The organism is Devosia sp. Root105 (assembly GCF_001424865.1).
Lineage (GTDB): Bacteria > Pseudomonadota > Alphaproteobacteria > Rhizobiales > Devosiaceae > Devosia_A.
In genome coordinates, this window is record NZ_LMCR01000019.1 from 439,750 (window position 1) to 463,390 (window position 23,641).

The following is a 23,641-nucleotide window of genomic DNA, read 5'->3' on the forward strand; positions in this document are numbered from 1 at the left end:
GCATGTTTCAATCAGCGACTGCAGAGGCGGTGGAAGAACGCGCGAGGCAACGGCGTGGGTGGAGCCGACACCACTCCCTGCCCTACACACTGGTCTTCCTGATCGTCGCCTATCTCGGCGTCTTCATCCTGTTCCCGATCGCCCAGCAGTTCCTGACCAGCTTTTCCAACAACGTGGTCGGCGTCGACAAGGTCACCTGGGTGGGCCTGCGCAACTACGAACGCCTGTTCGAGGACGAAGACTTCTGGTTCGCCGTCCAGGTCACCTTCACCTACATGGCCTTCGTGGTCGTTGGAGCGGTGTCGCTGGGGCTGCTCGCCGCTTTGTTGCTGAACCGCAAGTTCCGCGGCCGCAACCTGGCGCGGAGCGCCATCGCGGTCCCCTGGGCCTTCCCGGAAATCTCGGCCGTTCTGGTCTTCCTGTGGATGTGCAATCCGACCTTCGGGGTGATGAACGTCTTCGCCCGGCTCATTCCCGGCATCGAAAACAACCTGAACTGGCTGTCCGACCCCAAGCTGGCGATGCCGTTGGTTATTGCGCTGTCGATCTGGAAGGCGTTTCCGTTCACCTTCCTGGTGATCCTCGCGGCGCTGCAGGCCATCCCGCGCGAGACCTACGAAGCAGCAGAGGTCGACGGCGCCAACCCGTTGCAGGTGCTCCGCCACATCACCATCCCCGAGATCACCCCGACCCTGCTGCTGATGGCAGTGCTGATGTCGATCTTCTCGTTCAAGCAGTTCACGCTGATCTGGCTGACCACCGGCGGCGGCCCGTATGGCGGCATTACCGAAACGCTGGTGCTGCGCATCTACCAGACGGCCTTCCGGTTCTTCGACCTGGCCTATGGCGCCACCCTGGGAGTCTCGGGCTTCGTCATCGTTCTCGGGCTCACCCTGCTGTTCGTCTATGCCCAGCAGCGGCAAGACCGTGCGAGGAGGCGCTGAGATGGCGGCATCCTCGACTGCTGCGGTCCACAAGCTGCGCCGGCTTGGTAAGGGGGTGGCGTTCTACGCCCTCATCCTCGGCTTCTGCGCCGCAGTGCTGTTCCCGGTCTACTGGATGATCGTCAATTCGATCCAGCCGCTGAGCCACGGCATGCAGTTTCCGCCGCCACTGATCCCCAAGGAGATCAGCTTCCTGCCGTTCATCACGCTGTTCGAGAACTTCCCGGTGGCGCGCTGGCTGGTGAACTCGCTGCTCCTGGCGGGGATGACGACGCTGATTGTCCTGGCGCTGGCGGTCTTGGGCTCGTTTGCCATGACTTTCCTCAGGTGGCGCGGCAAGGCGGCCTTCGGCTTGCTGCTGCTGATGACCCAGATGCTGCCCGAGGCGCTGGTGGTCATTCCGGTTTACGCGATGTACCGCAACCTCGGTCTGTCGGACAGCCTGCCGGCCCTGTCGCTGGTGGACGCGGCGTTCATCCTGCCGATCTGCATCTGGATCCTGAAGAACTCCTTCGACTCCATCGCCGAGGAAATCTATGAAGCCGCCCTGATCGACGGCTGCTCGCCGCTCGGGGCGCTGGTCCGCACGCTCTTGCCCTTGTCCGCGCCAGGGCTGGTGGCGATCAGCGTGGTGTCGTTCTTCTATGCCTGGAACGAATACCTGTTCGCGGTCACGCTGGTCACCTCACCCGACATCCGGCCGGTGGCCGTGGGCCTCGCCTCACTCAAGGTGATGCTCGATACGCCGATCGACCGCGTGCTGGCGGCGGCGCTGTTCTTTTCCATCTTCCCGGTCATCTTCTACCTGCTGATCCAGCGCTACATCGTCGCCGGGCTCAGCGCCGGGGCAGTCAAAGGGTAACCATTTACATGACCTGGGACATCACCTGCGTCGTCGACGCCAAGGCCGAGCTCGGCGAAGGCACCATCTGGGACCCCAAGGCGGGGGTACTGTGGTGGATCGACATCTGGAGCAAGCTGATCCACCGCTACAACCCGAAAACCGGCGAAGACGACACCTGGGAAGCGCCGGAATATCTTGGCTGCATCGGGCTCAGGCAGAAAGGCGGACTGGTCGTCACCATGGTGTCGGGCTTCTATTTCTTCGACCCTAAGAGCGGAGCGTTCGAAGCGATCGTCGATCCCGAAGCACACCTCGCCGATACCCGCTTCAACGATGGCAAACCGGATCGGCAGGGACGCTTCTGGTCGGGCTCGATGTTCGAGGCGCCGGGCAAGCCCGTGCAGTTCATCGGTTCGCTGTACCGGATGGACAAGGATCTCTCGGTGCACCGGATGATCGAAGGGGTCGGCTGCTGCAATGGCCTCGCCTGGAGCCCCGACAGCAAGACCATGTATTTCTCCGACAGCCACACGACGATCGTCCGCGCCTATGATTTCGATCCGGTCACGGGCGACATCGAGAACCAGCGCACCTTCATCGACCTCAACGGCAGCGGCGGCATCGCCGACGGCGCCACGGTCGACGCCGATGGCTGCTACTGGGTGACCATCCCGGTGACCAGCAAGGTCAACCAGTACGACCCGCAGGGCAAACTGATGCAGTCGATCGTGTTGCCGACGGACCTCCCCACCTGTTGTGAGTTCGGCGGCGAGAACCTCGACATTCTCTATGTCACCACCGCGGTGCTGAAGCGGCCGGCCGAGCATTTCGTCGGCCAGAGCAATCCGGGCGGGCTGTTCGCCATCGATGTGGGGACCAAGGGGTTGATGCTGCCGGCGTTTGGAGGGTGAGACTCATCCTTGGAAGGGAGAGCTGCCCGGGGTCTCGGCAGTGCGCTTCCGCCACCACCGGGTGTCATCCCAGCGAAAGCTGGGACCCAACTCGCAGCTGGCGCAAGCGGTGAAATGGGTCCCTGCTTCGCAGGGATGACATCGAGTACGTGGGCACGGACTGTGCTCCCGCAAACGCCTCAACTCGCCAGCAACAGCGGCTTCTTCGTTTTCACCTGCAGCCCCTGCCCGACTTTGCGCTCGAGGTAGCCGGCATAGAGCGACAGCGGCCAGCACAGCATGAAGTAGATCAGCGACACCGTGCCGAACACCAGCACCGGCTGGAAGGTGACGGTGTTCACCTGTGTTGCGGCGCGGGCCAGTTCGGTGAGGCCGATCAACGAGGCGACAGAGGTGGTCTTCACGATCTGCACCATGAAGCCGACGGTGGGCGGCAGCATCAGCCGTATTGCCTGCGGCAGGATCACCAGCCGGAGCGTCGGCAGGAAACGGAAGCCGAGGGCGGTCGAGGCTTCCCACTGCCCCTTGGGCACCGCATCGATCGACCCGCGAAAAATCTCGCCGAAAAAGGCGCCGCCATTGAGCGAGAAGGTGATGGCGGCGGCCGCCCAGGGGTCGGGCCGGAAGCCGAGCAGCGACGAGCCGTAATAGGCCATGAACAGCTGGATGAGGATGGGCGTGCCCATGAAGAACTGGATGTAGCCGGCCGCCAGCCAGCGCAGCGGCGGCAAGGGCGCGACACGGAACGCCGCGACGACAAGGCCGATTACCCCGCCCCCGGCGAAGGCGATGAGCGCCAGGAGGATGGTCCAGCGCGTCGCCATGATCAGGAACATCAGCTCGTTGGGGCCGAAATCGCGGAGGCTCATTTCAGCTCTTCCAACGGAACAAGAGGCGCCCGATGCCGGCGAAGATCAGGCTCGCGGCCTGCACCAGGACGAAATAGATCACCGCGATGACGATATAGACCTCGAAGCTGCGGAAGGTCTCCATCACCAGGTTGTTGGCGATGGCGGTGAGCTCCTCGGCGGCGATGGCGCCGACGATCGAGGTGCCCATCAGTTGCAGGATGAACTGCGCCGAGAGCGCCGGATAGACGGCGCGCACCGCCGGCACCAGGACGACATGGCGGATGATGCGATAGCTGCTGAGGCCCAGCGACTTGGCCGCCTCGATCTGGCCTGATGGCACCGACTGCACGCCGGCGCGGAGGATTTCGGTGGCGTAAGCGCCGAGGTGGATCGAGAGCGCCAGGATCGCCGCGGTGCCGCTCGAAAATTTCAGCCCGATCAGCGGCAGCGTGAAGAAGACGAAATAGAGCTGGATCAACAGCGGCGTGTTGCGGATCAGCTCGACATATGCGGCGATCGGCCAGGACACCCAGCGCGGGCCGAAACTGCGGCCGATGGCGCCGAGTATGCCGATGATGGTACCGCAGAGGATCGACAGCACGGCGAGCTGGACCGTCTGCCCGACGCCGACGAGCAGCCGGTCGAGATGGATGAGGACCGGTCCGAACTGCAGGGCCGTTTGCATGCGCGTCCTGTCGAAGTCGGTGAAGTGGCGGGGCCGCTGTCTGGGCCCCGCCCGCGGAGTTCAGGATCGATGATGCGATCAGAAGACCGGCAGGGCCGGCAGCGGCTGGTTGCGGTACTTCATCGACAGCGCTTCGAGCACACCATCGGTCTTCTGGGTAAACAGCCAGGTGTTGATCCACTGGCGCAGGTTGTCGTTACCCTTGGCGACGCCAATGCCGAAGTAAAAGGTCTTCAAAATGTACTTCTGCTCGAAGTCATCGCCGTTCTGCGCCTTCTTCAGGTAGATCTCGCCGTAATCGCCGCCACCCATGGCGTCGATCTGGCCGGAGACCATGGCCTGAAGCAGCGACGAGTAATCGTCGAAGCGCAGGATTTCGATGCCCGGGTTGGCTTCGGCGGCCGCGGTCAACAGGCCATCTTCACCGGTGCCGCGGGTCAGGCCCACCTTCTTGCCGACGAGATCGGCGTGGCTCTTGATCGCCGTGCTCTTGGGGGCGATCACCACTGCCGACTGGCCGGCATAGGGGATCGAATAGTCGATCTGGATGGCGCGGGCCGGGGTGATCGAGAAGATCGAGATCACCACATCGACCTGCTTGGTGAGCAGCGACGGAATGCGGCCCGGTGAAGTGACGGTGACGAACTCGACCGGCACGCCCAGCGCCTCGCCCATCTTGGTGGCGACTTCGATGTCGAAGCCGGTCGGCTTCAGTTCGGCATCGAGAAAGCCGTAGGGCGGTGTAGTGGTGTCCACCGCGACGATCAGCTTGCCGCGTGCGATGATCTCGTCGACGGTCTGCGCCAAGGCAGCCGCCGGCAGCATGGCGACCAGCCCTAATACGAGCCCGGCTACCACCCGCTTCAATCGATTTGGCATGTGTTCCCTCCCAGATGCCCAAAATGCGCCAAGTCATCCCCCGTCGTCCGGTGGCGCAGGGCCGCCGACGGCGATAGTCACGTGTCCCGACGATCGATATCGAGCCCTCTGCTCCGCCCCTCAGCGAAGCATCCTCCGACGGACTTGGTCCGTTTCTTATAATGGTATGCTATTATAATCTTTAGTGAACGTCTATGCTGCTAATGGCGGGGCCGGAGTGTTTGTCAATCACCCCCGCAGTAGGCTAATTGCGGCGGGCGCGAGAAACAGGCGCCGAGGGACAAGAGCATGATCTACGAGTTGCGCATCTATACCTGCCTGCCCGGCAAGCTGCCCGACCTGCAGCGCCGGTTCGAAGACCACACGCTTGGTATCTGGAAGCGGCACGGCATTGAGCAGGCCGGGTTCTGGACCACGGTGATCGGCAACTCGATCAACGACCTCACCTATATGGTGCGCTGGAACTCGATGGCAGAACGCGAGACCAAATGGGCGGCATTCCTCGCCGACCCGGACTGGCAGGCGGCACGCAAGGCGTCAGAGGCGAACGGACCGCTGCTGGGCAATGTGTCGAGCCAGTTCCTGACGCCGACGAGCTATTCGAGCGTGAAGTAGTAGACTGCGAGGCCGGTGGGAGCTGCCCCCCACCCTTGATCCCTCCCCGCAAGGGGGAGGGAGACGCAAACTGAGATGGCCGTGAGAGGGTCTCCCTCCCCCTTGCGGGGAGGGATCAAGGGTGGGGGTCAGCCCGCACCGGCCCTGCGAGTTCACCGATAAGCCGGCAGCCAGTTGCCGTGCGCTTCGATCAGCCGGTCGACCAGGCTCCAGATCTCGTCGAGCGACAGCTCGGCCGCGGTGTGCGGGTCGAGCATGGCGGCGTGGTAGATGTGCTCGCGCTTGCCGGTCACCGCCGCCGCGACCGTCTGGCGCTGCACGTTGATCGAGAGCTGCATGATCGAGGCCAGGTGATCGGGGATGCGGCCGATGCGGGTGGGCTGGATGCCATTGCGATCGACATGGCAGGGCACTTCCACCACCGCATCGTCGGGCAGGTTCTCGATCAGCCCGCGATTGGGGACGTTGCCGTAGATCAGCCCGGGCTCGCCGGTGGTGAGTGAGCGGATGATGCCGGCGGCATACTCGTTGGATTGTTCGACCTCGAGCGGTGCATCGCCTTCGAGGTCGCGGCGCAGCTGGTGCCAGTCGGCGATCTGCTCCTCGCAGCGGTAGAGATATTCGCGGATGCGCAGGTTGTACTGGTCCAGCAGGTCCGGCCGGCCGCGCTTCAGGAACCACGAGTTGTATTCGGAGAAGTGGACGCTCGACTCGGTGACGAAGTGGCCGACCCGCTTCAACAGGTCGAAGCGCACCCGGTCGTCGTCGGGGATCGGGCCATGCTGGGCGATGGCCTTCAGACGCGGATAGAGGTCCTCGAAGGCGCCATCGGGCAGCACCTTGCCGAACTTCAGGTAGAAGGCGACGTGGTTGATGCCGGCACAGAGATAGCTGAGGTCGGCGGGGTTCTCGCCCAGGAGCTCCGCCAGCTGGTGCGAGGTTTCCTGTACCGAGTGGCAGAGGCCGACGGTCTTGATGTGCGGGAACTGCTGCTTGATGGCCCAGCAGTTGATGGCCATCGGGTTGACGTACTGCAGGAGCGTTGCGTCCGGGCACACCTCCTCCATGTCGCGGCAGATGTCGAACAGCACCGGAATGGTGCGGAGGCCGCGGAAGATGCCGCCGATGCCGAGCGTGTCGCCGATGGTCTGGTTGAGCCCAAAACTGTCGGGCACCTCGAAATCGGTGACGGTCGCCGGCTTGTAGCCACCCACCTGCATCATCAGGATGACGAAATCGGCATCCTGCAACGCGGCGCGCCGGTCCATCGTGGCCTCCACCTTGAGGTTGGTGAGCCCCAGGGTCTGGCCGATGCGGTTGGCGACGACATAGGATGTGGAGAGCCGGGTTTCGTCGATATCGAACAGACTGATGGTGGCGTTCTGGAGCGCTGGATTGGAGAGCACGTCGCCGAGGATCGACTGGGCGAAGACGGTGCTGCCGGCGCCGATGAGACAGATTTTGAGCATGAGTTTTTCCTTCATCGCTAAGCGATGTTGAGGGGGTGGCTGGTTGGAGGCTGCGGGTCAGGGGTTACTTGATGCCGGTCGCGGCGAACCCCTGGATGAACTGCTTCTGGGCGAAGAAGAACGCCACGATGATCGGGGCGATCGAGATGATCACGGCGGCCATCATCAGCGCCCATTGCGCACGATAGAGCCGCTGGAACAGCGCCAGCCCGACCGGCAAGGTGGTCTTTTCGAGGTCGGACGGCAGGTAGATCAGCGCGCTGAACAGGTCGTTCCACGAACTCATGAAGGCGAAGATGGCCAGGGCGGCCAGCGCGGGCTTCGCCAGCGGCAGGTAGATCGAGAAGTAGATCCGGAACAGGCTGGCGCCATCGAGCCGGGCCGCTTCGAGCAGCTCGAGCGGGATGGTGCGGAAATACTGGCGCAGCAGGAACACGCCGAAGGCGCCGCCGAGGAAGCTCGGCAGATAGAGCGGCACGTCGGTGCCGTAGAGCCCGAAGGTTTTGAAGATGATGAACTGCGGGATCACCGTCATCTGGTAGGGCACCATCAGCGTTGCCAGCAGCACGAGGAAGAGCAAGTCCCGGCCTTTGAAGCGGACGATGGCGAAGACGAAGGCGCCCATCGAGCAGGTGACCACCTGGCCGATAGTCGAGAGCGCCGCGATGCGCAACGAATTCCAGACCAAATGCTGGAACTCCATCAGCTCCCAGGCCTTGCCGAAATTCTCGAAGGTGATCTGGCGCGGGATCAGGTCGCGGGTGAACTGGTCGGCCGCTGGCTTCAGCGCCGTCGACACCATCCAGACGAACGGCGCGACCATCAGCACCCCGCCAGCGATCAGCACGAGATAGAACCAGAGGTTCTCGCGCAGGTGCTTGGCGAGGAAAGCCGTGGTCGGCAGCTCGGTGGCCGGGGCAGAGGCGGTGACGGCGCTCATCCCTGTTGCCCCCAGCGCTTGTTGAGCCGCGAATAGATCAGCGTCAGGCTCAAGACGATCACCGCCAGCACCACCGACTGGGCCGACGCGTTGCCCATGCGGAAGTAGTTGAAGCCCTCGCGGTAGATGTTGAACACCAGCATGGGCAGGCTCGAGCCGCCATTGCCGGTCTGGGTGAGGATGTAGACGTAATCGAAGGCCTGGAAGGCGTGGATGGTGCAGAGCACGGCCTGAAAGAAGATCGAGGGCAGCAGCATCGGTATGGTGACGGCGAGGAACTGCTGGAAGCGGCTGGCGCCATCGATGGTCGCGGCTTCGTAGACATCGCGCGGGATGGCCTGCAAGCCGCCGAGGAAGATGATCATCCCCTCGCCGATGGCGCCCCAGACATTGACGATCACGACCGAATAGAGCGCCATGTCGGAGCCGAGCCAATGCACCGGATCGCCGCCGAACGTGGTGATGATGGCGTTCAGGACGCCCTTGTCCTTGGAGTAGATCCAGGTCCAGACGAGGCCCACCGCGGTGGGCGAAGTGACCACCGGGATGAAGTAGATCAGCCGGAACAGGCTGACGCCGCGAATGCGCTGGTTGAGCAGCACCGCCACCACCAGCGAGATCGAGAGCGTCGCTGGCACATAGATGGCGGAGAACAACGCGGTATTGCCCAACGCCTTAAGGAAATTGCGGTTCTCGGGTAGCGCCAGGTAGTTGTCGAAACCGACCCACTTGGCCGGACTCAAGAGGTCCCATTGGAACAGGCTGATGCCGATGGTGGCGGCGATCGAGCCGAAGGCGCCGAGCGCCAGCCCCAGCAAGGTCGGCAGCAGCAGCACGATCACCCAGAAGCGCTCGGCGCCGCGCGGCGATACTCCGATCTGCGACATCTCAGCTGCCCTCGCCCTGCCCATCAGCATCGTGAGACTTGATCTTGTCGCGCTTTCGAACCGGAAAAGTCTGCAACTTTTCCTGAAAGCGCTTGGCCCGGGCGGCCGGCAAGCCGGTGGAGGTCGCCCGGGTCCCCTGGCGGGTTACTGGTTGTTGGCGAGCGCCGCGTCGGCGTTCGGCACGATCTCGGCGAGCGCGTCGTCGATGCTCATCTCGCCGGTCCAGACCAGCGCCAGCGTATCGCCGACAGCGGCCGACCATTCCTCATAGCCGCGGAAGCTCGGCTTGGTGTGGGCGTAGGCCAGCGCATCGAGGAATACCTTGTGGGTGCCGCGCGCCTTCTGCTCGAGGAACACCGGGCTGTTGGCGACCTTGTCGATGACCGGGATGGCGAAGCCGAGTTCGGTGAGCTTCGACTGCCCCTTCTCGCTGATGACGAACTGCACGAATTTCCAGGCCGCATCCGGATTGGGTGTCGTGGCGCTGACGACAATGCCGGCGCTGTTGACCAGCGTGGCGCGACCGGCCGGGCCCTTGGGGAACGGCGCCACGTCCCACTCGAAGGCGAGCTCGGAATAGGCCGGAACCACCCAGTGGCCGGAGAAGGTCATTGCCGCAACGCCGGCAAGAAAGCCATCGCTGCCATAGCTTTCGAGGTCTTCCTGGCTCATCACCGAGCCATCGTTCAGGCGGAAATCGGCGAGGAATTTCCAGGCGTCGGTCGCCGGGGCGTCACCGAGCGTGGTCTTCTTGAAATCCGTGCTGATCGGCGCGCCGCCATAGCTGTAGACCACCGGGCCCCACATCGGCTCCATGTCCCACAGCTCAGTGCCAAGCCCCCACTGGTCGGTCTGGCCGTCGCCATCCTTGTCGATGGTCAGCTTCTTGGCAGCGGCGCGGAGGTCGTCGAGGGTCCAGCTGTCATCGGGATAGGCCACGCCGGCGGCGTCGAACATCGCCTTGTTGTAGAACAGCACGATGGTCTGGAAATCGCGCGGCAGCCCGAAGGTGCCGGCGCTCAGTTGGTAGGCGGCGAGCGGGCCGGGATAGACGCCATTGAGCGTCTCCGGGGCCGCCGCGAGATAGGGCGAGAGATCGAGCAGGCTGCCGCGCGACTGCCAATCGGGGTAAAGCGGCGCATCCATGGCGAAGACGTCGGGCGGGTTGCCGCCCACGGTGGTTACCCGCAGCTTGTCCCAGTAGCTGTCCCAATCGGAGACCTCGACCTTCACCTTGATATCGGGGTTGGCAGCCTCGAATTCGGCGACGATCGCCTCCCACACGGCGATCTCCGGCGGATCGCCCCACATCATATAAGTGAGGTTGGTCTCGGCGAAGCTCGCCGTTGCCGACAGTGCCAGCGCGGTGAATGCGGTGGCCGAAAGCAATGCCTTCATAGGTGCAACCCTCCATCTGATCCCTGTTGCCGGAGAGCGCTTTCCCTCTCGCCATCCGGCCGTGGAACCCACTGTCTGGCAAAGCGGACGCGTAATCTTCCGGAATTTCGGTGTTATTCTTCCGGAAAAGTAGCGACTATGAGGGTTGTCGTTGCCGGCATCAGGGAGGGACGCCATGCCAAACGCACTGCGCACCACTCCCAGCGACGTGCCGATGTCCGACAATAACGAAGAGATCCTGCGGCACGAGTTCTGCGTCGAGACGCATCTCGCCGACGCTATGCCCGAGAGCCACTGGCACGACCATATCGAGCTCAACTACCTGTGGTCGGGGCAGCTCACCTACCTGATCAACGGACGCCGGCTGGTGCTGAATGCCGGAGAGCTGGCGATCTTCTGGGCGGCGACGCCGCACCAGGTGGTGGCGGTGGAGGAGCAGCAGCGGTTCAGCTGCGCCTATATGCCGTTATCGTTCTTCCTCAGCCTGCCGCTCGAGCCCGGCTTCCGCCAGGCCATCCTCGATGGCGAGGTGTTCTACAGCCACGAGCATGACGAGGGCGACCGGCACATGTTCGCGCGCTGGACGCGCGAGTGGCAGGATGCCGACACGGCACAGCGGCACATCCTCGAGGAGGAGGTGCGGCTGAGGGTACGGCGCCTCTCCTGGTCGCAATCGATCGCCCGGGCGGGAGGACGCGCCCCGGCCCCAGCCATGTCGCCCTCGGGCCACCGGGCGGTGGCAATGGCGGAGCGGATGACGCGCTTCATCCACGACCATCTCGATACGCCGGTGAGCGTGCGCGACGTGGTGGCGGCATCGGGGCTGCATGCCACCAATGCCGGGGCGGCGTTCCAGAAGGTGCTGGGCATGTCGATCGGCGAGTATATCCGCCGGCATCGGCTGCAGCACGCGATGCGGCTCCTGGTCGATACCGACATGGAGATCGCCGAGGTGGCGTTCGAGTGCGGCTACACCTCGCTGGCCCGACTCTATGATGCGTTCCAGAAACGGCTGGGCAAGACGCCCCGGCATTACCGGCTGGAATTCCATGAGGGGCGCAGTGCTGCGAAACGGGAAACGGCACGGCTCGTTCTTTGACGTCAATTCGTCATGGACATGTCATATCACGCCTCGGTTTCGCCCTCCCCGGGCGCGGTGAGTCTCCCGCCCGCGCCGCCCGCCACATCGGAATCAACGCCCGTGAACACCACCTTCAGGAATGCCCGCCTCGTCTTGCCGGACGCTGTGATCGAGGGAGAGCTCGGCATCGCCGATGGCCAGATCAGTGCCGTGGGCGAGGCGAGCGGCGGCGCCGAGATCGATCTCGAAGGCGACCTGCTGCTGCCGGGGCTGATCGACCTCCATACCGACAATATGGAGCACCACTTCCAGCCGCGGCCGGGGGTGCGCTGGCCATCGACCCTCTCGGCGGTCCTCGCGCATGACTGGCAGATGCTGGGCGGCGGTGTCACCACGGTGCTCGATGCCCTGTCGCTGGGCGATTATGACAGCGGCGGCGCGCGCACGGCGATGCTCGATGCGGCGATCACCGGGCTGACCGAAGCGCGCGACGCCGGGCTGGTGAAAGCCAACCACTACCTGCATTTCCGCTGCGAGCTGTCGGATCCGGCACTGCTGGGGATCGTCGAGCGCCATATCGACAATCCGGCGCTGCGCCTGCTCAGCGTGATGGATCACACGCCGGGGCAACGGCAGTGGCACAATACCCAGCTCTATCGCGAATTCCGGCGCAAGAAGAACTCGCAGGTGTGGACCGACGAGGAGTTCGACGCCTATCTCGCCGACCGCCGCGCCGACCAGACCACCTATGTGGTGCCCGGACGCGCGGCGATCGGGGCGCTGGGCCGGGCGCGCAACCTCCGCATCGCCAGCCATGACGACACTTCCATTGCCGATGTCGAGGAATCCTACGCCGACGGCATCGCGATCAGCGAGTTTCCGACCACGCTGGTGGCGGCGCAGCGGGCGCGTGAACTCAAGATGCAGATCGTCATGGGGGCGCCCAATGTGGTGCTCGGCCGCTCGCATTCAGGCAATGCCAGCGCCACCAGCCTTGCCGATGCCGGGCTGCTCGACCTCCTCACCTCGGACTATGTGCCGGCGAGCCTGCTGCATGCGCCGTTCATCCTCGCTGGGCGCGGCATGCCGCTCCACGAGGCGATCGCCAAGGTCACCGCCAACGCCGCCGATGCCATCGGCATGGCCGATCGCGGCCGGCTGGCGCCGGGCCTCAGGGCGGATCTGCTACGGGTGCGGCTGGTCGGCGATCAGCCGGTGATCCGCGGCATCTGGGTCGGCGGAAAACAGCTGGCCTGAGCTTCCGGAAAGTCGCAGACTTTTCCAGTCCGAAAGCGGGACCGAATTAGTGACTCCTGAATGTCGAATGGCTCCGAGCTCGCTCGACCAGTTGCGTTGCCAACCGGAAACGAGCAAGCAGGGACCATGACGTTCAGCGATGACGAACTGAAGCATTTCGAGGATGTGGGGGCGGAGCTGCCATCGGGCGGCGTATCGGCCTATGTCGAAAATGACGGGGCGCAGATCTGGCACGCCAGTTTCGGCGCCGGCCCGGCGGTGATCCTGCTGCATGGCGGGCTTGGACATGCCGGCAACTGGCAGCACCAGGTGCAGCCGCTGGTCGATGCCGGCCACCAGGTGGTGGTGGTCGACAGCCGCGGCCATGGCCACAGCTCGCGGGACGGCCGCCCCTACAGCTACGAGCTGATGGCGACCGACGTCTTTGCGGTGATGGACGCGCTGGGGCTGAAGCGTGCGGCAATCGTCGGCTGGAGCGACGGGGCGGTGATCGGCCTGATCATGGCCGACAAGGCGCCGGAGCGGGTCAGCGGGCTGTTCTACTTCGCCTGCAACGTCGATGACAGCGGCACCTACCCGTTCGAGATGACACCAGTGATCGGCCGTTGTTTCAACCGGCACGTAAAGGACTATGGGCGGCTCTCAGCGACGCCCGACGCGTTCCAGGCATTTGCCGATGCGGTTGGGCTGATGCAGCGGACCCAGCCGAACTACAGTGCGGCGCAGTTGGAGGGAATTCGGGTACCGGTGACGGTTGCCCAGAGCGAGAAGGAAGAGTTCATCCGGCCGGAACATGCGGCGTATCTGGCGCGGACGATTCCGGGGGCGGAGCTGGTGCTGCTGCCTGTGGTGAGCCATTTCGCCCCGCTGCAGCGGCCGGAGGTGTTCAACGCGCAAGTGCTGAGGTTTCTGGGTCGCGTTGGCGCCTAGACCACGCGCTCACAGTTTTCGCTTCCCTCCCCCTTGAGGGGAGGGATTGAGGGAGGGGGTGGTGCGGTGATCACCGATGGACCCGCACCCCCAACCCCTCCCCACAAGGGAGAGGGGAGCAGCAAGTCAGCGCTATGGGCTGAGATGGCTCCATAAACTCGATGTCATCCCAGCGAAAGCTGGGACCCATTTCACCGCCCGCGCCAGCCGATAGTTGGGTCCCAGCTTTCGCTGGGATGACACCCGGTGGGGGTGGAGAGTTGGTGGGTATCGGTCGAGGCTGGTGAGGAAGGCAACCCTCAGCTCCGCCAGTGCGCCACCGGTTCGCTCAGGGTCTGCAGCGATTCCGCCGCCTCGCCGTCGATGCGCCGCAACAGCAGGCGGGTGAGTTCCAGCCCCGCGGCGTAGACGTCTTCCTCGATGGTATCGACGTTGGGGAAGACGGTCGACAGGATGTCCGAGGTCTGCTTGCAGATGAAGCGGATGTCGCGGCCGAGCAGGACGCCGCCATCCTCGAGGCCGCAGAGCATCGAGATGGCGCGGGTTTCGCTGTCGCAGATGATGCCGTCGGGCCGATCCGGCTTGTCGGCGAGATCGCGGCCGAACTGGCGCATCTCGGCCGAGGCGGGGCGGATGCCATCCTGCACCACGACGCGCCCGGTGATGCCGCGGCGGGCCACGGTGCGCTCGAAGGTGCGGACGATGTTGTGGTAGTTGTTGGTGGTGCCGTCGCCGACTGAAATCAGGATATCGCGCGCCCCGGTATCGGCCAGCCGCTCCACCGCCAGTTCGGCAAACGCCTCGGAATGGAAATCGTGGAAGGCGTGCGGCGTGAAGAACTCGGTGCGGCCGTGGCTGACGAACGGGAAATCGTGATCCATCATCAACTGCACCCGGCGGTCGCGCGCTCCGGTATGGGTGATGATGACGCCGTCGGCGGTGCGGTTCTCGAGGATATAGCGCACCGTTTCGACTGAGCGGCTGCGGTCGAACTCGGGCATCACCGTCAAGTGGTAGCGGGTACCGCCGATGGCATCGCCGATGCCGCGGATCATGTGGCGTGAGAAGTCGATGGCTTCGTCCGAGCCATCGAGCACCAGGGCGATGACGTTGGTCTTGCCGGTCCGCAGGCGCACCCCGGCGCGGTCCGGCACATAGCCGACCTGCGCTGCCGCTTCAGCCACCTTCTGGCGAGTTTCTTCCTTCAACGACGCGCCGCCACGCAGCGACAGCGACACCGTCGACAGGCTCAACCCGGTCAGTTCCGAGATGGTCTTCAGCGTTGCCCGCTTGCCCGACGGCTTGCGGATGCCCCTGCTGGCTTCTGGCCTGAACTTCGTCATCGTCGCTTCTTGGACCCCGCCTCCTCATACACCGGCCACCGGGTGGCGGGAACTGCAGAAAATTGCATCGATGCAAACGATGCAGACGACGAACCAACCGTCTAATCAGCGTCTATCACATTGAATTTGCTATGAAAACTCAACATGACGTACGTCACTCGAAGAATTCTGCACCAATCATTGCAACGTTGCAATAAATGCGCTTAGCTCTCCGCGCACTCAGGAGGTGCCGCGCAGCCCACGCATGAGGGTTGCGACGCCAAACCCTTGGAGGAGGAATTCATGCTTAAACGGACTCTCTTGGCGTCTGCGGCGGCGCTGGCGCTGCTGGCAGCCACTGCCCCCGCACAGGCGGTGAGCATCATGTACGCCGAGTGGCTGGCCTCTCTGGTCGAGCCCGGTATCGCCAACTACGAAGCCGCGACCGGCGAAAAGGTCGAGGCGATCAAGCTGCCGGGTGCCGCTTACGACCAGCGCACCTCGCTCGATCTGGCTGCGGGCACCGCCGCCGATGTGATCCAGCTCGACTCGTTCATGGTCTCCGAGTTCGCCTCGTCCGGCTATCTCGAGCCCCTGACTGAGTCGGCCAAAGGCTGGGACCAGTACAAGTATTACATGCCTGGCCTCTTGGACGTCGCGTCCTATGACGGCGCGGTCTATGCGCTGCCGACCGACACCGACGTGCGCATGCTGTGGTACGATAAATCCAACTTCGAGAAGGCCGGCATCACCGTGCCGTGGGAGCCCAAGAGCTGGGCCGACGTGCTCGACGCTGCACAAAAACTCAAGGACGCGGGCGTGCAGTATCCATTCCAGCTGCCGGCCGGCATCAAGCAGGGCGAAGGCGCCACCATGCAGGGCTTCTACATGGCGCTGCTCGGCGCCGATGTGCCCGAGGGGGATCGCAACCGCCTGCTCAACCGCGAGACCGGTCAGTGGATCGGTGACAGCCCGGCGATCCGCAAGACGCTCGAACTCTACCGCAAGGTCTACCATGACATCGGCCAGCCGGCCGACCTTAACTACGCAGCCGATCCTGGCGCCGCGGTCCGCGAGGCGCTGGCCAACGACCAGCTCGGCATTCTCGCTTCCGGCTCGTGGGAAGATGCGTGCCTGTGGGATTGCAACGGCGTGAACCTGCCGAGCCGCGAAGAGCGCGACGCGATGGTGGGCTGGACACCGTGGCCGGGCTCGGGCGATCCGGGCAACAAGGCGACCACCAACATCTCGGGCGGCTGGACCATCGCGGTGAACTCCAAGGCCGCCGACAAGGCCAAGGCGTTCCAGCTGCTCACCACCATCTTCGACGTCGGTAACTTCAAGGACTGGACCATCAAGAACCACCGGATGGGCGTCCGCACCGACATCTCGGAGTCGCCCGAGTACATGGCCGATGCCTACCTCGCCAAGGCGACGTCGCTCGCAGCCGACACCACCGGCCGCGACACCATCCCAGGCTACCAGACCGTTTCGGCGCTGGTGCAGACGATGACGACGGAAATCCTCGACGGCGCCAGCGTCGAGGACACCGTGAAGAACTACCACGATGCGCTCGTCGACGAGTTCGGCGCGGAGAAGGTCATCACGTACGAATAAGCGGATCCTCCCGACGCGGCGGCGCCCCCCACTGGGGTGCCGCCGTGACGGTTGATGTCGGCCCTGCCGGCGCGGGTCCAGTTTCGTCCTCTATTCGAACGAGCCGTCCATGAGACACCAGGCCAACCCCTGGATCACCAGCAACCTATGGTTGCTCAGTGCCGCAATGCTGCCGGCGATCATTCTGGTCGGTGCGCTGCTCTTCTTCACCGGCTGGGCCGTCACCTTCAGTTTCACCGACCTCGGCCTCACCGGCCGCAAGGCTGTCGAGTGGTCCTGGGTGGGCCTCGAGAACTACGAGCGGCTGTTCACTCGCAAGGGCTTTCTCGAGTCGCTCTGGACCACGGTGATCTTCGTCTTCTTCTCGGCGATTGTCGGCCAGTCGGTGCTCGGCTTCCTGCTCGCAGCGACCCTGCGCGGCACCGTCTCCACTACCCGCAGCGTCGTCGAAATCTGCATCATGCTCGGCTGGCTGCTGCCCGACATCGTCGCGGCCTTTCTGTGGTCCGCCACTACGTCGCAGACCGGGCTGATCAATTCGCTGTTCGTCGTGCCGTTCGGCCTCAAGCCGATCAACTTCATCAACGATTTCGCCCTGCCGGTCGTCACGCTCGCCAATATCTGGAAAGGCACGGCCTGGAGTTACCTGCTGTTCGTCGCGGCGCTCGACTCAGTGCCGAGGGAGATCATCGAGGCAGCCAAGATCGACGGCGCGACCCGCTGGCAGCGCGCCTGGTTGGTGGTGCTGCCGATCATCCGGCCGCACATCGCCACGAACCTGTTATTCATCACCATCTGGACCTTCACCTACTTCCCGCTGATCTTCGCGATGACGGGCGGCGGGCCGGGCCGGCAGACGGAAACGCTGGCGCTGTTCCTCTACAACCAGAGTTTTGCCCGCGGCAATCTCGGCTTCGGCAGCGCCATCTCGGTGGCCATGCTGCTGATCGTCGGCGCCCTTTCCACCGTCTATCTACGCATGCTGCGGGAGCCCAAGTAATGGAACGCACGACGCTCTCGCGACCGATGGCGATCGCGCTCGCCTTCATGGCGGTGATCTGGGTCAGCCCGTTCGCCTGGCTGTTCAGCAATGCCTTCGACACTGCCGCGACCGGGCGGCTGGTCTGGCCGCAGAACTTCGGCATAGGGAACTTCACCGGCGCCATCGGTGGCGATGCGGGGCGAATGTTCCTCAACTCACTGCTGATCGCCGCAGGAACGGCAACCATCAGCGTGGTTGTCGGCGCCGCCGCCGCCTACCCGTTGTCGCGGCTCAGGATGCCAGGCAAGAACGCCTTGCTCTGGACGCTGGTGCTGCTGCGCATGCTGCCGTCGGTCGGCGTGCTGGTGCCGCTCTATTTCGCCGCCCAGCGATCGGGGCTGTTGAACCAGTTCGGCGTCATGCTGGCGCTGAGCTGCCTCAACCTGCCGTTCACGCTGCTGCTGCTCAAGAACTTCTTCGACACGGTGCCGATCGAGCTCGAAGAGGCGGCTTATGTCGATGGCGCGTCGCTCTGGCAGATCGTTACCGGCATCGTGCTGCCGATGTCGCGGGCCGGCCTGGCAGTGGTCTGGTTCTTCAGCTTCACCGGCGCCTGGAACGAGTTCCTCTTGCCGCTGATCTTTTCGCGCGTCGAGGCGGCCTTCCCGATGTCGGTGGGCCTTTACGGCGCGTTCGGGCGGATGGGGGCCATCGACTACGGGTTCCTCGCCGCCTTCTCCATCATTTATGCGGCGCCGGCGGTCGGCGTGTACTTCCTGCTGCGGCGGAACATGAACACCGGGTTCGCCGGTGTCGGGGTCAAAGGATAGCCTCAATGAACACTCTCGCGACCAAGCTCGGTCTCCTCGACGATGACATCAAGCAGGAGGAGAAGCTCTTTCGCCTCTGCGCCGACCTCAAGGCCAAGATCCTGACCCCGATCGAGGGTGACTTCGCCTGGCGCTACACCGAGGCCGAGCTCGACGCGGAGGCCGCGCTCAAGGCGGATATCCGCAGCTGGCAGCCCTTTACCGACAAGACGGTGTGGGCGAAGAAGCAGGGGCACACCTGGTTCGCGGCAGAGGTCACCGTGCCGCCGGCGGCCAAGGGCAAGACCTTCGTGTTGCGCTTTTCCTCGCAGTGGCAGGACCGGCCGGGCACCACCGATCCGCAGTGCCTCGCCTATCTCGACGGCCACGTGGCGCAGGCGATCGATGGCAATCACACCGAGCTGGTGATTGCGCATGACGCAAAACCCGGAACCAGGCGCGCGCTGCTGGTCAACGCCTTCACCTTCTTCGACCGGCCGCTGGTCGGCTTCAAGGTCGAACTGCTGGTGCGGCACGAGCGGGCGGAGAAGCTCTATTTCGACCTGTTGACCCCGCTCGAAGTCGCGACCCGGCTGACCCAGATCGATGGCCGCCGCCATGCCATCATGAACCTGGTCGAGCAGTCGCTGCGGGCGCTCGACCGGCGTGGCGGGGTGACGCCGGAATTCGAGGCTTCGCTCGGTGCAGCCGAGAAGATCGCCAAAAAGATCTACGAGCTGGTCGATACCGAGGTGCAGCCGACGGTTTCGGCGGTGGGACATACCCATCTCGACGTCGGCTGGCTGTGGCGGGTGATGCATACCCGGGACAAGACCGGCCGCAGCTTTGCGACGGTGCTGGCGCTGATGGCCGAGTACCCGCAATTCGTCTTCATGTACAACCAGTCGGTGCTGTTCGACTTCTTGAAGAAGGACTACCCGGAGATCTGGGCCGGCGTGGTCGAACGGGTGAAATCCGGGCAGTTCGAGATCGAAGGCGCTATGTGGGTGGAGCCCGATGCCAATATCGTCTCGGGCGAATCCATGGTGCGCCAGATCATGCGCGGCCGCCGCTTCCACCTCGAGCATTTCGGCGTGGTGCCCAAGACCGTGTGGCTGCCCGACACGTTCGGCTATTCGGCCAACATGCCGCAGATTCTCGAGCGCTCGGGGCTCGAGTATTTCATCACCTCAAAACTCAGCTGGAACGATACCGACCGGCACCCCTATGACACGTTCTTCTGGCGCGGCATCGACGGCACCAAAACCAAGGCGCAGCTGATCACGGCGCAGAAGTTCGACAGCGAGCGGATCTTCACCACCTACAATTCCGATCTCTCGGTGTCCGAGGTGATGGGGGCCTGGAAGCGCTATGAGCCGAAGTCGGTGAACGACGAGGTGCTGGTCTGTTACGGCTATGGCGACGGCGGCGGCGGGCCGACCCGCGCCATGATCGAGCGCGGCACAAGGCTCGAACGCGGCATCCCCGGCGCGCCGAAGGTGAAGCTCGAAGGCATCGGGCCGTTCCTCAAGCGGCTCAGCAAGCGCATGGACGAGAACGCCATGCGCTTCCCGACCTGGAACGGCGAACTCTATCTGCAATACCACCGCGGCACGCTGACCAATGTGGCGAAGAACAAGGCCAATAACCGCCGCGCCGAGCGCGTGCTGCGTGAGCTCGAGTTCCTCAGCGCCATGGCGATGCGAACCGGGGCGCCCTACCCCAGCGAAAAGCTCAACGAGTTCTGGGAGCTGGTGCTGATCAACCAGTTCCACGACATCCTGCCCGGCACCTCGATCGCCGAAGTCTATGTCGACAGCGATGCCGAATATGCCGGACTGTTCTCGACGCTGGCGTCGGGCAACGGGCCGTGGCACAGCGCGGCGAAGGCCATTGCGCCTACGGCCAAGGGCGGGTTGCAGCTGTTCAACTTCACCGGGCACAAGCGCGACAAGGCGCTGGTCCGCGTCGCGGGCGCATCCGAAGGCTCGGCACTGAGCCAGGGCGGTGCAGCCCTGCCGCTGCAGAAGCTGGTTGGTGCCGATGGCAGCGTGACGCTGGCGGCGCCGGCCGACTTGCCGGCGCTCGGCTGGGCCTCAGCCTCGCTGGTAGCCGGCAGCGCTGCGCCGAGATCGAGCCTCTCGGCTTCGGCCAAGCAGCTCGAGAATGAGCTGATCCGGGTCAGCTTCGACAAGCATGGCGAAATCACCTCGGTGGTCGACAAGCAGCATAGCCGTGAGCTGATCGCCAAGGGCGAGACGGCGAACCGGCTCGTCGCCTACGAGGACAAGCCGCTCAACTGGGATGCCTGGGATATCGACCGCTATTTCGAGGAGCAGTTCTGGAGGCTCTCAGAAGGCAAGGCGAAGATCGAGGTGGTGGAGACCGGTCCCTATCGCGCGGCGCTCCGCATCGAGCGGCAGTATCTCAACTCGAAGGTGGTACAGGTGGTCTCACTGGAAGCCGGCGCCCGGCAGGTGGAATTCGACACTTTCGTCGACTGGCAGGAGCGCCAGACCGTGCTGAAGGCGGAATTCCCGTTCGACCTCAACATTTCCGAGATCCGCTCGGAGATCCAGTTCGGCCATGTGAAGCGCGCCACGCACCGCAATACCAGCTGGGACCGGGCCCGGTTCGAGGCCAGCATGCATCGCTGGGTGGATATCAGCGAGCCGGATTTCGGCGCCGCGCTGCTCAACGACAGCAAGTATGGCTATGACGCGGTGGAACAGCTGGTGCGCATCACGCTGCTACGCGGCGCCACCTTCCCCGACCCGGCATCGGACCGCGGCGAGCACCGCATCAAATATGCGCTCTTGGTGCATGACGGGGTCAGCGACCTCTCAGACGTGCCGGTGGCGGCCGAGCGGTTCAACAACCCGGTGGCGGTGATCGGCGATGTCTCAGCACAGGCCTCCGCGCCCGCGGAAAGCACGAGCTTCTCCTTCGCCTCGGTCGACAAGCCGAACGTTACGCTGGAGACGGTGAAGAAGGCCGAAAAGAGTGATGCGCTGGTGCTGCGGGTGTTCGAGCACGCCAATGCCCGCGCCACCGCCACGATCAGTTTCGGCGTGCCGGTGAAATCGGCGAGGCTGGTCAACCTGATGGAAGAAGGCGGCGAGCCGATCGCACTCAACGGCAACAGCGTGACGCTACAGCTCAGGCCGTTCGAGATCGCGACGCTGCTGCTGGACGTAGACGCCAGCTGATCCCGGATATCTTCGCGGATTCTCGCTCCCCCTTGAGGGGAGGGGTTGGGGGTGGGGGTCCATCGGTGATCACAGGACCACCCCCTCCCTCAATCCCTCCCCTCAAGGGCAGGGCTATCGCATATGGCGGCGATGGGCAGCTCTTGCCTTCTCCCCTTGTGGGAGAAGGTGCCCGAAGGGCGGATGAGGGGTCCGCGCAACGAAGTGTAGCGCTCATCCGGCCTTCGGCCACCTTCTCCCACAAGGGGAGAAGGCCATCCAACTACTGTCAGTGCTCCATATGCGATAGCCCTGCCTCAAGGGGGAGGGAGGCGATCACATCGTCACTCAGCTGGTGAGCCCGACCACTGAGCCGGCACCGCCAAATGATACCCTAACTTACTTCCCACGTTTCATGCGGCCGCCTCCCACCCGGAGGCGGCCGCTGTCGTTCGTGCAACCTCCAGCCAGCGTTGTCCAGATTTCTGCAAATTTGCAATGAACTATTGCAAGACTGATTTTCGGCTGCTAGCGTTCGGCACGATCCGATCCCGGCAGCACGGTGAAATCAGCCAGCGAAGTCTGGTGGCCAGTTGCAGGGGGCGATCGGGACCGAGGAATCCTGAGGAGGAAAAACTGGACAACACGGTAGGACGTTTGTTTGCGGCAACCGGGCGCCTGGCGCGGCTTGCCCTTGCCACCACGGCGCTCGCCACACTGGCGACGGCCGCTCCGGCCGAGGAGCTGACCGGCACCATCACGGTGTGGAGCTGGACCGCTCCCGCCGATGGGCTGGAAGCGGCGGTTGCCGGCTTCAACAAGCTGCACCCGGGCGTGACGGTGAAGGTGGAAGACGTCGGCAACCCAGCGATCTGGGACAAGATCACCGCCGGCATGGCGGCGGGCGGCGCCGGCCTCGCCGACGTGCTCAACATCGGCATCGACTATATCGGCAATTACATCGAGACCTTCCCGACCGGGCTCGTCAACCTGAGCGAGGTCGGCGCCGACGACCTTGCAGCGCAGTTCCCCTCAGGCATGTGGGCCAGCGGCTCGTCAGCCGATGGCGGGGTCTACGGTATCCCCTACGAGGTCAACACCTCTGGCTTCTTCTATAGGAAGGACCTGTTCGACCAGGCGGGCGTGGACATCAACACGATCGCCACCTGGGATGACCTGCTGGAGGCCGGCAAGAAGATCAAGGAGGCGACCGGTGCGCCGCTGATCTCGATGGACAAGGCAGCGACCGTCGCCGACTCCGCCGGGCTGTGGCAGCTGCTGACCAACCTGCAGGGCAGTTTCTACTTCAACGCTGCCGGCGAGATCACCATGAACGGGCCGGCTGGCCTCCGCTCACTCGAGTGGATCAAAAAGGCCAATGATGCCGGTGTCGTCGCCGATATCCCGGGCGGCTGGGACAACTTCATGCTGCAGATCAAGGGGCAGACCAATGTCGCGGTGATCCCGGCGGCCTCCTGGGCGGCCGGGGTGTTCGAGAACGAAGCTCCTGACATGGCCGGCAAGTGGGGCCTGAGGCTCCCGCCGGCGGTCGAGGCCGGCGGGCTGACCGCCGCGATCTCGGGCGGTACTTACCTCTCTGTAGCGGGCACCAGCCCGAACAAGCAGGCGGCCTGGGAGTTCGTCAAATATGCGATGGGTACGCTCGAGGGCCAGCAGGCGACCTACGCGGGCGGCGGCATGTTCCCCGGCTTCAAGCCGATGCTGGAGAGCGACGGCTTCGTCAAGAAGAGCGCCTATTTCGATGCCGAGGTGAACAAGTTCTTCATCGATGAGCTCGGCCAGAACACCCCGACGGTGAACTACACCACCGATTATGCCCGGGCGCTCAAGGCCTATACCGATGCCCAGACCCAGGTGCTGCTGAGCGGCGCCGACCCCAAGACCGTGCTCGATGAGGCCGCCGCGCTGGTTGCCGGCCAGACCGGCCGGACCATCGCCAACTGATACGCTCCGCCTGAGCGTTACGGCGGCAGGATTATGGACTTTCCTCCCGGTCCTGCCGCCACCCTTC

General features: G+C 64.1%; 20 protein-coding genes. 12 read left to right on the plus strand and 8 right to left on the minus strand.

Translation table 11 applies throughout. The features are described from left to right. Positions 1-2: 2 nt before the first annotated feature. The 3 genes from ASC68_RS24635 to ASC68_RS24645 are packed head-to-tail and all read left to right on the plus strand — an operon-like array spanning position 3 to position 2,699. Positions 3-944, plus strand: coding sequence for a sugar ABC transporter permease (locus ASC68_RS24635; RefSeq protein ID WP_197421397.1), 942 nt, complete (start codon positions 3-5; stop codon positions 942-944). Between the two features lies 1 nt (position 945). Next, complete coding sequence (locus ASC68_RS24640; protein WP_055885589.1) at positions 946-1,806, plus strand: carbohydrate ABC transporter permease; 861 nt, start codon at positions 946-948, stop codon at positions 1,804-1,806. An 8-nt stretch (positions 1,807-1,814) separates the two neighbouring features. Next, complete coding sequence (locus ASC68_RS24645) at positions 1,815-2,699, plus strand: SMP-30/gluconolactonase/LRE family protein (RefSeq protein ID WP_055885594.1); 885 nt, start codon at positions 1,815-1,817, stop codon at positions 2,697-2,699. A 179-nt stretch (positions 2,700-2,878) separates the two neighbouring features. Here ASC68_RS24645 and ASC68_RS24650 read toward each other — a convergent pair whose 3' ends face one another. The 3 genes from ASC68_RS24650 to ASC68_RS24660 all read right to left on the minus strand — a co-directional run bounded on the left by ASC68_RS24650 (position 2,879) and on the right by ASC68_RS24660 (position 5,114). Further along, positions 2,879-3,568 carry an amino acid ABC transporter permease gene (locus tag ASC68_RS24650; protein WP_055885597.1) on the minus strand — a complete coding sequence of 230 codons (690 nt, stop codon included), beginning with the start codon at positions 3,566-3,568 and terminating at the stop codon, positions 2,879-2,881. A gap of 1 nt (position 3,569) precedes the next feature. Then, on the minus strand, positions 3,570-4,235 hold the full coding sequence (locus ASC68_RS24655) for an amino acid ABC transporter permease (protein WP_055885601.1): 666 nt from the start codon (positions 4,233-4,235) through the stop codon (positions 3,570-3,572). A gap of 78 nt (positions 4,236-4,313) precedes the next feature. Then, a complete protein-coding gene (locus ASC68_RS24660) occupies positions 4,314-5,114 on the minus strand; it encodes a transporter substrate-binding domain-containing protein (protein ID WP_055885605.1) in 801 nt (266 codons plus the stop codon). Positions 5,115-5,402: 288 nt separating this feature from the next. On the opposite strand from ASC68_RS24660, the gene ASC68_RS24665 reads away from it, so the two are divergent. Next, positions 5,403-5,729 (plus strand): NIPSNAP family protein, encoded by a 327-nt coding sequence (locus tag ASC68_RS24665; protein WP_055885610.1) that lies wholly within the window; start codon positions 5,403-5,405, stop codon positions 5,727-5,729. Between the two features lie 152 nt (positions 5,730-5,881). Here ASC68_RS24665 and ASC68_RS24670 read toward each other — a convergent pair whose 3' ends face one another. From ASC68_RS24670 to ASC68_RS24685, 4 genes are all read right to left on the minus strand, one after another. Further along, on the minus strand, positions 5,882-7,198 hold the full coding sequence (locus ASC68_RS24670) for an alpha-glucosidase/alpha-galactosidase (RefSeq protein WP_055885613.1): 1,317 nt from the start codon (positions 7,196-7,198) through the stop codon (positions 5,882-5,884). Between the two features lie 64 nt (positions 7,199-7,262). Further along, positions 7,263-8,138: a carbohydrate ABC transporter permease gene (locus tag ASC68_RS24675; RefSeq protein WP_055885617.1), complete on the minus strand. Its 876-nt coding sequence runs from the start codon at positions 8,136-8,138 to the stop codon at positions 7,263-7,265. Further along, positions 8,135-9,025 (minus strand): sugar ABC transporter permease, encoded by an 891-nt coding sequence (locus ASC68_RS24680; protein WP_055885620.1) that lies wholly within the window; start codon positions 9,023-9,025, stop codon positions 8,135-8,137. The genes ASC68_RS24675 and ASC68_RS24680 overlap by 4 nt, the downstream gene beginning before the upstream one ends. A 144-nt stretch (positions 9,026-9,169) precedes the next feature. Beyond that, a complete protein-coding gene (locus tag ASC68_RS24685) occupies positions 9,170-10,423 on the minus strand; it encodes a sugar ABC transporter substrate-binding protein (protein WP_055885623.1) in 1,254 nt (417 codons plus the stop codon). A 175-nt stretch (positions 10,424-10,598) separates the two neighbouring features. Between ASC68_RS24685 and ASC68_RS24690 the strand changes: the two genes are divergently transcribed. The 3 genes from ASC68_RS24690 (at position 10,599) to ASC68_RS24700 (ending at position 13,691) form a co-directional block, all read left to right on the plus strand. Next, positions 10,599-11,522: a helix-turn-helix domain-containing protein gene (locus ASC68_RS24690; protein ID WP_055885626.1), complete on the plus strand. Its 924-nt coding sequence runs from the start codon at positions 10,599-10,601 to the stop codon at positions 11,520-11,522. 102 nt (positions 11,523-11,624) lie between these two features. Further along, positions 11,625-12,761 carry an alpha-D-ribose 1-methylphosphonate 5-triphosphate diphosphatase gene (locus tag ASC68_RS24695; protein ID WP_055885629.1) on the plus strand — a complete coding sequence of 379 codons (1,137 nt, stop codon included), beginning with the start codon at positions 11,625-11,627 and terminating at the stop codon, positions 12,759-12,761. A 126-nt stretch (positions 12,762-12,887) separates the two neighbouring features. Continuing rightward, a complete protein-coding gene (locus ASC68_RS24700) occupies positions 12,888-13,691 on the plus strand; it encodes an alpha/beta hydrolase (protein ID WP_055885632.1) in 804 nt (267 codons plus the stop codon). Positions 13,692-13,990: 299 nt separating this feature from the next. On the opposite strand, the gene ASC68_RS24705 is transcribed toward ASC68_RS24700, so the two are convergent. Continuing rightward, positions 13,991-15,034 carry a LacI family transcriptional regulator gene (locus ASC68_RS24705; RefSeq protein WP_055885637.1) on the minus strand — a complete coding sequence of 348 codons (1,044 nt, stop codon included), beginning with the start codon at positions 15,032-15,034 and terminating at the stop codon, positions 13,991-13,993. 282 nt (positions 15,035-15,316) lie between these two features. Here ASC68_RS24705 and ASC68_RS24710 point away from each other — a divergent pair, with 282 nt between their 5' ends. The 5 genes from ASC68_RS24710 (at position 15,317) to ASC68_RS24730 (ending at position 23,574) form a co-directional block, all read left to right on the plus strand. Next, positions 15,317-16,630 carry an extracellular solute-binding protein gene (locus tag ASC68_RS24710; protein WP_082528452.1) on the plus strand — a complete coding sequence of 438 codons (1,314 nt, stop codon included), beginning with the start codon at positions 15,317-15,319 and terminating at the stop codon, positions 16,628-16,630. Positions 16,631-16,739: 109 nt separating this feature from the next. Further along, positions 16,740-17,630 carry a sugar ABC transporter permease gene (locus ASC68_RS24715; protein WP_082528453.1) on the plus strand — a complete coding sequence of 297 codons (891 nt, stop codon included), beginning with the start codon at positions 16,740-16,742 and terminating at the stop codon, positions 17,628-17,630. Further along, positions 17,630-18,442, plus strand: coding sequence for a carbohydrate ABC transporter permease (locus ASC68_RS24720; protein ID WP_055885646.1), 813 nt, complete (start codon positions 17,630-17,632; stop codon positions 18,440-18,442). Before ASC68_RS24715 ends, ASC68_RS24720 begins: the two co-directional genes overlap by 1 nt. A 5-nt stretch (positions 18,443-18,447) precedes the next feature. Beyond that, positions 18,448-21,630: a glycoside hydrolase family 38 C-terminal domain-containing protein gene (locus ASC68_RS24725; RefSeq protein ID WP_055885649.1), complete on the plus strand. Its 3,183-nt coding sequence runs from the start codon at positions 18,448-18,450 to the stop codon at positions 21,628-21,630. 636 nt (positions 21,631-22,266) lie between these two features. Next, positions 22,267-23,574, plus strand: a complete 1,308-nt coding sequence (locus ASC68_RS24730; RefSeq protein ID WP_055885652.1) for an extracellular solute-binding protein — start codon at positions 22,267-22,269, stop codon at positions 23,572-23,574. Positions 23,575-23,641: the final 67 nt, after the last annotated feature.